This is a genomic window from Pricia sp. (assembly GCF_041745955.1).
GTDB lineage: Bacteria > Bacteroidota > Bacteroidia > Flavobacteriales > Flavobacteriaceae > Pricia.
Map to the genome: position 1 here is coordinate 1 of NZ_JBGTHY010000035.1, position 8051 is coordinate 8051.

Consider the following 8051-nt stretch of genomic DNA (forward strand, 5'->3'; position numbering starts at 1 on the left):
CCATATTTCTTCTTAAAGGCGGATATAAAATGGCTCGCCGTACTATAGCCCACTTTTAGACCGACCTCGTTCACATTGTGCCGGCCGGTCTCGAGCATTTTTCGGGCATATTCCATTTTGTAGTCGAATAAAAAACTAAAAACAGAATCGCCATAGATCTGTTTAAAGCCTTCTTTCAGTTTTTTAAGGGAAAGTCCGATTTCATCGGATAGTTCGGTCAACGTAGGCGGCTCGGCCATGCGCGAAATCATGATTTCCTTCGCGTTGCGGATGCGCCTTACATTATCCTCATCGACCAAAAACGGGCATTGTTCCACATCGGTACCTTCCCCTTTATTGAAATAGAGGGCAATAAGCTCATAGGCTTTTCCTTTAATATATAGTTCTTTTATGGATGGATGAAGGTTGTAATTCATAATTTGGCTAAGTACCACGGCGATAGCCGGGCTGGCCACTTCTTGCGAATAGTATTTCTTATCCTTGTTTTCCTTACTTAGAAACGGGATGTAATCTGCTTCCCTGGAGAAAAGGGAATGGAATTTTCGGATGGTCATGACCACGGAGACCAGCCACGAATTGGGATGTAGGTCGAGGTTAAGCGGAAGATCCATTTGTGGGTTGTAGAGTAAAAGGGAGTTTTCTTCGGATACCTCCAAGGCGTAATTCCCTTGGTTGAAAACGAACTTGGCACTGCCCTTCAAACAAAAATGGAACTGTATAAAGCTACTGTCGATTTCACGGGCTACCCGCTGAATTTCGGTCGTGTCATTTTGGATTTTTAGCACGAAAAAGCCATCGGCTATGAAAACTTCCTGAAACGAACTTTGAGCGACATTTTTCTCTGACATAATCTACCGGATATGGTTTTCTTTTATTTAGAAAGGTTCTAAATAGATAGCTTGTAAAGCGTTGTGTTTCCTACAAAAATACCGATTTCAGGGGAATTATTTAGTAAAGTTGGATAAAAATCGGGTATCGATACTAATTGTACCGCTGGCGTTATTTTTTAAAGCAAACAGCCTGTATTTTTGTTGTCGTTTGTGGAAAGAATTTTTTTGGATGTTATTTTTGGGGAATACCGGAATCACAAATAACTGGGTAGCCCAATACTTTGACATCTATCTTTCCAACATACCAAAAACGCGGGGTGGGATACTACTCAAGCGTTTTAACGTCCATTCCAGTAGATGAAAGACTACCATATTTCGCGACATAACTCGTTTTACAGCATAGGGCTCAGCTACAAAAAAGCGGATGCCGAGACCCGCGGTAAGTTCAGCCTCGGAAAAGCGGCCGCTGAAAAACTGCTGATGCAGGCAAAGGCGCAAGGCATTGACGGACTTTTGGCGACCTCTACCTGTAACCGCACCGAGCTGTACGGGTTCGCCCAACATCCCTTTCAGCTTATCAAACTTCTGTGTGATAACACGTCCGGCTCCGTAGAGGAGTTTCAGGAAGTCGCCTATATCTACAAGAACAATGACGCCATCGGGCATCTTTTTAAGGTAGGTACCGGGCTTGACAGCCAGATACTCGGTGATTTCGAGATTATCAGCCAACTGAAACAAAGTTTTAACCGTTCTAAAAAGTTCGGAATTGCCAATCCGTTTATAGAACGTCTCTGCAATTCCGTCATCCAGGCCAGCAAACGTATCAAGAACGAGACGGAAATTTCCTCTGGCGCTACTTCGGTCGCCTTTGCCTCCGTCCGCTATATTTTGGAGAACGTTCATAATGTTTCCGAAAAGAACATCCTGCTCTTCGGAACGGGGAAGATTGGCCGTAATACCTGTGAAAATCTTATAAAGCATACCAAGAACGATCATATAACCCTGATCAACCGTACCAAGGAAAAGGCCGAAAGGATTGCCGGAAAGTTCCAGCTGACGGTCAGGGATTATGGTGACCTTCAAACCGAAATCCGCAGTACCGATGTACTGATCGTGGCTACCAGCGCCCAATCGCCGACCATATCCAAAGAATTGATCTACACCAAGAAACCTTTGTTGATCTTGGACCTGTCCATCCCAAAAAATGTGTCCGACGATGTGTCCGAATTGAACAACGTAACGGTCATTCACCTTGACCATCTCTCCCAAATGACCGATAATACGTTGGAACGGCGAAAGGAGTACGTTCCACATGCCGAAGAGATTATTGCCGAGGTACGGCACGATTTTAGCCAATGGCTCGAGACCCGCAAATTTGCCCCCGTGATCAAGGCCCTTAAAAAGAAATTGAAAACGATGAAGGATGAGGAGATGGACTATCAATCCAGAAAACAATCTGATTTCAACGAGCAACAGGCCGATATCATCTCGAACCGCATCATTCAAAAAATCACCAAACAGTTTGCCAATCATCTGAAAGGCGACGATGTCGATTCCGATATGAGCCTTGAACTTATTCGCAGCGTCTTTCAACTCGAACTGGACACCCCATGAGCAAAATCATTCGCATAGGTACCCGCGATAGCGAATTGGCGCTGTGGCAGGCGACCACCGTTAAGGATATGTTGGAAACTTTGGGCCATCGCGCCGAGCTTGTCCCCGTGAAATCCGACGGTGATCTGGTGCTCGACAAGCCCCTTCATGAAATGGGGATAACCGGTATTTTCACGAAAACTTTGGATGTTGCGATGCTGCGCGGTGCTATCGATGTGGCAGTGCATAGTATGAAAGATGTGCCTACAAAACTTCCTGTAGGTATTGTTCAAGCGGCCGTTCTCGAACGCGGTAATTTTTTGGACATCCTCGCCTTTAAGAATAACGAGGAATTTCTGGCCGAACGGGAAGCCGTTATCGCCACCGGAAGCCTACGCAGAAAGGCGCAGTGGCTGAACCGCTACCCTACCCATACCGTGGTCGATTTACGGGGGAATGTGAACACCCGCTACGAAAAGCTGCAAACCAATGACTGGAACGCCGCGATTTTTGCCGCGGCAGGCCTTGAACGTATTGGCCTTGAACCCGACAATACGGTCGGTCTCACTTGGATGGTGCCCGCGCCCGCCCAGGGTGCGATCATGGTCGTAGCCATGGAAAACGACGAATTCGTGCGTGAAGCCTGTGCCCAGCTCAATCACGGGCCTACCGAAATCTGTACGCGGCAAGAACGGGAATTCCTCCGTATACTCGAAGGGGGCTGTACCGCTCCCATCGGGGCTTTGGCCTATATCGACAAAGATAACGAAGTCAATTTAAAAGGAGTTTTATTAACTGTAGATGGCAAGAAAAAACTGGAATCGGAGCTCAGCGCCCCTTTAGGCAGGCACGAATTTTTGGGCCGCGATTGTGCAAACAGTATTTTAAGCCGTGGCGGCAAACTTTTGATGAACGAGATTCAAGGTGCCACTTTACAGACAAACGTCTTCTCTACCAAAGACCTGACCCACGACCAACTCGGGCTTTTTTCCGATTCCGTTCACGTGAAATCGGAGGATTTTATTAAGGTGAGTCCCAATCGCATTTCGGCCTACGAGCTTAAAAAGGAAAAGCGCAACGTTATCCTCACCAGTCAAAACGCGGTCGAGGCCCTTTTGAAAAACGTAGATGGCAGTGACCTTAATTTCGAAAACATTTATTGCGTCGGCCGAAAGACCAAACGTTTGATAGAAAGGCATATCGGCCCGGTCAAGCACCAGGAAAAATATGCGGAAAAGCTGGCCGAGCATCTTATAGAATATATGGAGGGCCTCGAAGTCACTTATTTTTGCAGTAACCTACGCCTTGATACCCTACCGGACATTTTGGCAGAAAATAATATCAAGGTCAACGAAATCCAAGCTTACGAAACGAAACATGCACCTAGAAAGGTCGATGATAGCGTTGAGGGGGTGATGTTCTATAGTCCTTCTGCAGTCGAAAGTTATTTGATTAAAAATGCGCCCGATAGAATCGCATACTGTATCGGAGAAACTACTGCAACGGAGGCACGCAAGCATTTTTCAGATGTGCGTGTGGCCGAGGTACCGACGGTGGAGAGTGTGATCGAATTGGTAAACAAGAATTATTAGAAAGACGAGTTTACTGTAAGGAAAGTTCCCCTCAAAGACCAACGAATTTTATCTAAGTTAAAATAAACTTCCGCCTTCACGGAAATGACAAATATTGAAATGCTGAAAAACGACCTATTCCTACGCGCCCTAAAAGGCAAAACCGTTGAACGCCCGCCCGTTTGGATGATGCGCCAGGCCGGCCGGTATCTTCCGGAATTCATGGAAATCAAAAAAAAATACGATTTCTTTACCCGTTGCCAAACCCCTGAACTGGCTTCGGAAATCACCGTGCAGCCCATCCGCAGATATGGAATGGACGCGGCTATCCTATTTTGCGATATACTGGTGATTCCGCAGGCCATGGATATCGAAGTGCAGATGAAACCCAATTTCGGCCCGTATTTGCCGAAGCCCATCCGCTCTCAAAAGGATGTGGACAGAGTCGTTGTTCCGGAAGTTACTATCGAGTTGGATTATGTAATGCAAGCGATAAAAGCGACGAAGGAAAAGCTGAACGATGAGGTGCCGCTGATCGGTTTCGCCGGATCACCTTGGACGATTCTGTGCTACTGCGTGCAAGGACAGGGAAGCAAAACCTTTGACAAGGCCAAGGAATTCTGTTTTACGCAACCTATTGCGGCCCATAAGCTGCTGCAAAAGATAACGGACACGACCATCGCCTATCTAAAAGCAAAGGTAAAAGCAGGCGTAAATGCCGTACAGGTCTTCGATTCGTGGGGTGGTATGCTTTCCCCGGGGGATTATCAAGAATTTTCATGGAAATACATCCAACAGATTATTGATGCCCTCAAAGACGAGGCGCCCATAATCGTATTCGGAAAAGGCTGCTGGTTTGCATTGGGCGACATGGCGAAATCCGGGGCCGCCGCCCTTGGTATAGATTGGACCTGCTCCGCCAAAAACGCACGATACCTTTCCGGCGGAAACATCACTTTGCAGGGTAATTTCGATCCCGCGCGATTACTGTCGCCCCCAGCTGATATAAAGAGAATGGTCACCCAAATGATCAACGAATTCGGAAAGGATAAGTATATAGTTAACCTTGGGCATGGTATTCTGCCGAACATCCCGGTGGAGAATGCCAAGGCCTTTGTGGATGCGGTGAAGGAGTACCAAGGTTAAAATAGAAAATGATTGCTACGTTTGCAGAATACACTATTGATCCCATCCATGAAAAATATGCATGGCGGATTTGTGATTTGTTGGTTGCCAATTCCGATAGGTTGAGGCGTTATTTTCCAAAGACCTTGGAACAAAACCTGAACCCGGATCTATCAAAGATTTTCGTAGGGGATAAAGTCAGGCAATTCGATTGTAAAGAAGAATTCCTTTTTGTCTTGAAAGAGAAAGAAAACCATAAGGTCATCGGACTGATATACATTAAAGAGCTGGATTGGAAGGTCGGACAAGCCGAATTGGCTTACTGTATCGGCTATCAATATGAGGGAAAAGGCTGGATGACCGAAGCGGTCAAGGCATCATCGACCTATGCTTTCGATCACCTAGGTTTGAAAACGTTACAGATTATCGCACATAAAAGTAACCTAGGAAGTATCAAAGTCGCCGAAAAATGTGGTTATCTTTGGAAAAGGACCTTAAAGAAAGAGCATACGCCGCCAAGGGAGGAGCCCTTGGATATGGAGTTGTATGAATTGAAAACTCCGACCGTATAGTTCGGAGTACCATTTTTTTGTGCTTAACACTTTTTAATAGTGCTAAGTTACAACTGAAATGTCGCAAAAGGCGAATTCGAATGTGCGATATTTCGGGTTGACCTAGTACTAGGTACGCAATACCGTAAAATGAAAGACAAATTCCACACTTACATAAAAACCCTCCAAAACACCATCACCGCCAAACTTGAAAAGGTCGACGGCAAGGCCAAATTCCGTGAAGATGTTTGGGAACGGCCGGAAGGCGGTGGAGGCCGTTCAAGGGTCATAGAGAACGGTGCTGTTTTCGAAAAGGGCGGTGTCAATATTTCGGCGGTACATGGTGAACTTCCCCAAAGCATGCAGACCTATTTTGGAGTGGAAGATGCCGATTTCTTTGCTTGTGGACTGAGCTTGGTGTTGCATCCAAAAAGCCCAATGGTACCCACGGTGCATGCGAACTGGCGGTATTTTGAGATGTATGATAAGCGTGGGAATATTGTGGATCAATGGTTCGGCGGTGGGCAGGATTTGACGCCTTATTATCTGTTCGAAGAAGATGCCGTACATTTTCATTCCGTTTGCAAGGCGGCCTGTGATAAACATCATCCCGAATTTTATACCTTGTACAAAAAAAGATGCGATGACTATTTTTGGAACGAACACCGAAACGAAGCCCGAGGTATCGGCGGACTCTTCTTCGACTATTGCAAAGCAACCGATGATACGAATCTGGACGATTGGTATAATTTCGTGTCAGAAGTGGGAAATAGTTTTTTAAATAGCTATATACCGATTGTTTTAAAACGTGAGAACATGCATTATACGGCAAATCAGCGAGACTGGCAAGAAATCCGTCGTGGTAGGTATGTGGAGTTTAACCTCGTTCATGATAAGGGCACCCTGTTCGGTCTAAAGACCAATGGCCGTATCGAGAGCGTTCTGATGAGCCTCCCCCCTTTTGTGCAATGGCGCTATGACCATCAGGCACAAGCGGGAAGCGAAGAAGAGAGATTGCTGGAAGTACTTAAAACTCCAAAGGAATGGATTTAAATTGCGAAAAAGACCTAATAGGTTTTAAGCAGCCGGACGAAGTTAAGATCTCGGCAAGAAATACTTCGATAGGATTAGCACCACTCCTGCTAGGCCTAAGAATCTATTGGTTCCAACAGAGAAGAACAAATCTAACTGGTTTATTTTGCATCTCTTTTATTTCCGTTTCCGTCGTTTCCTGCGACCTCGTAAAAAAATCAAAAAGCGACATTGAAATCGAGTTTATGCTCGATACTTTGGATGTCGGCTACACCTATTGGTGGCCCGAATCCGGGCCTTTTATTGGCAACTGTGGCCAAGAACTTTCCTTGGTTTTCTCGGGCACAATCAAAGAATTGGAAGCCCCTACCAACGAGGCGGGCCCATTGTATACGCCGCAAAAAGGGATTATAGCTGTAGAAAAGGTCTTTAAAATCAAGGAACTTGGTGAAAACACCTATAAAAATCAACGGTTTTTCGTAACGGATTGCTTTTACAAATCCGGACTCGGCACCGGTGATAAAGTCCTAGTGATCTGCTACGATTACGAGGGTCACTACACCATTCCCGGATCAGGTTCCATTTTGAAAATTGACTCTTTTGACGATGAGGCAGTGGCATCCATCAGAAAATATATCGACACCGATGAAGACCCCGAGGAAATCGGGAAGGATGTTGGACTATGGGCCACGTATGGCCATGGGCGAGCTTTGGAAGACCTAATAGAGTGCCGGAAAGAAATCGAAAACCCCGATGAATCCATACCTATGGAAGTCGAATAACCATGAATCCGTAATGACACTCTATGTATCCCCTTAGAAGAAACCGAAGACTAAGATCCAACGATGCCATCCGCCATTTGGTCCGCGAAACCATTTTGACTCCGAGTGACTTTCTGGTGCCCCTTTTTGTAGTAGAGGGCAAAGGTGTCAAGGAAGAGATTCCATCCATGCCCGATTATTACCGATTGAGCCTGGACAATCTCGAAAAGGAGGTCAAGGAATTGTGGAACATGGGCCTTTGCGCCGTGCTACTTTTCGTTAAAGTGCCCGATAACCTAAAAGACAACAGGGGCTCCGAGGCGCTGAATGCGAATGGCCTCATGCAATTGGCCATCAAGACCGTCAAGAAGGCTTGTCCCGATATGTTGGTCATGACCGATGTGGCTTTGGACCCATATTCGTCATACGGGCATGATGGTATAGTGAAAAACGGCAGGATACTCAACGATGAAAGTGCTGAAATTTTAGCGGAAATGAGCGTCAGCCACGCCAACGCCGGAGCGGATTTTGTCGCCCCCAGTGATATGATGGATGGCCGCATTCTTACTATTCGTGAAGCTCTGGAAG

At 46.1% G+C, this 8051-nt stretch carries 7 protein-coding genes and 1 pseudogene; 7 read left to right on the forward strand and 1 reads right to left on the reverse strand.

Going from position 1 to position 8051, the window contains the following annotated elements:
- A partial coding sequence (locus ACEW8S_RS01160) for a helix-turn-helix transcriptional regulator (RefSeq protein WP_373516360.1) occupies positions 1-848 on the reverse strand: 848 nt, incomplete at its 3' end.
- A 339-nt stretch (positions 849-1187) separates the two neighbouring features.
- On the opposite strand from ACEW8S_RS01160, the gene hemA reads away from it, so the two are divergent.
- From hemA to ACEW8S_RS01195, 7 genes and pseudogenes are all read left to right on the forward strand, one after another.
- The gene (gene hemA, locus ACEW8S_RS01165; protein WP_373516361.1) at positions 1188-2444 is read left to right on the forward strand and encodes a glutamyl-tRNA reductase; all 1257 of its coding nucleotides are present in this window, start codon (positions 1188-1190) and stop codon (positions 2442-2444) included.
- Positions 2441-4015: a hydroxymethylbilane synthase gene (gene hemC, locus ACEW8S_RS01170; protein WP_373516362.1), complete on the forward strand. Its 1575-nt coding sequence runs from the start codon at positions 2441-2443 to the stop codon at positions 4013-4015. Before hemA ends, hemC begins: the two co-directional genes overlap by 4 nt.
- A 99-nt stretch (positions 4016-4114) precedes the next feature.
- A complete protein-coding gene (gene hemE / locus ACEW8S_RS01175; RefSeq protein ID WP_373516363.1) occupies positions 4115-5140 on the forward strand; it encodes a uroporphyrinogen decarboxylase in 1026 nt (341 codons plus the stop codon).
- An 8-nt stretch (positions 5141-5148) separates the two neighbouring features.
- A complete protein-coding gene (locus ACEW8S_RS01180; protein WP_373516364.1) occupies positions 5149-5691 on the forward strand; it encodes a GNAT family N-acetyltransferase in 543 nt (180 codons plus the stop codon).
- 129 nt (positions 5692-5820) lie between these two features.
- Entirely contained in the window at positions 5821-6723 is a 903-nt protein-coding gene (gene hemF / locus ACEW8S_RS01185) for an oxygen-dependent coproporphyrinogen oxidase (protein WP_373516365.1), read from the forward strand.
- Positions 6724-6947: 224 nt separating this feature from the next.
- Complete coding sequence (locus ACEW8S_RS01190; RefSeq protein WP_373516366.1) at positions 6948-7484, forward strand: hypothetical protein; 537 nt, start codon at positions 6948-6950, stop codon at positions 7482-7484.
- Between the two features lie 23 nt (positions 7485-7507).
- Positions 7508-8051, forward strand: a pseudogene (locus tag ACEW8S_RS01195) (porphobilinogen synthase); the annotation flags it as partial.

What these genes read in the sequence shown, in the direction of transcription:
- hemA (WP_373516361.1), top strand. Translation starts at nt 1,188, where the DNA reads ATGAAAGACTACCATATTTCGCGACATAACTCGTTTTACAGCATAGGG.
- hemC (WP_373516362.1), top strand. Translation starts at nt 2,441, where the DNA reads ATGAGCAAAATCATTCGCATAGGTACCCGCGATAGCGAATTGGCGCTG.
- hemE (WP_373516363.1), top strand. Translation starts at nt 4,115, where the DNA reads ATGCTGAAAAACGACCTATTCCTACGCGCCCTAAAAGGCAAAACCGTT.
- ACEW8S_RS01180 (WP_373516364.1), top strand. Translation starts at nt 5,149, where the DNA reads ATGATTGCTACGTTTGCAGAATACACTATTGATCCCATCCATGAAAAA.
- hemF (WP_373516365.1), top strand. Translation starts at nt 5,821, where the DNA reads ATGAAAGACAAATTCCACACTTACATAAAAACCCTCCAAAACACCATC.
- ACEW8S_RS01190 (WP_373516366.1), top strand. Translation starts at nt 6,948, where the DNA reads ATGCTCGATACTTTGGATGTCGGCTACACCTATTGGTGGCCCGAATCC.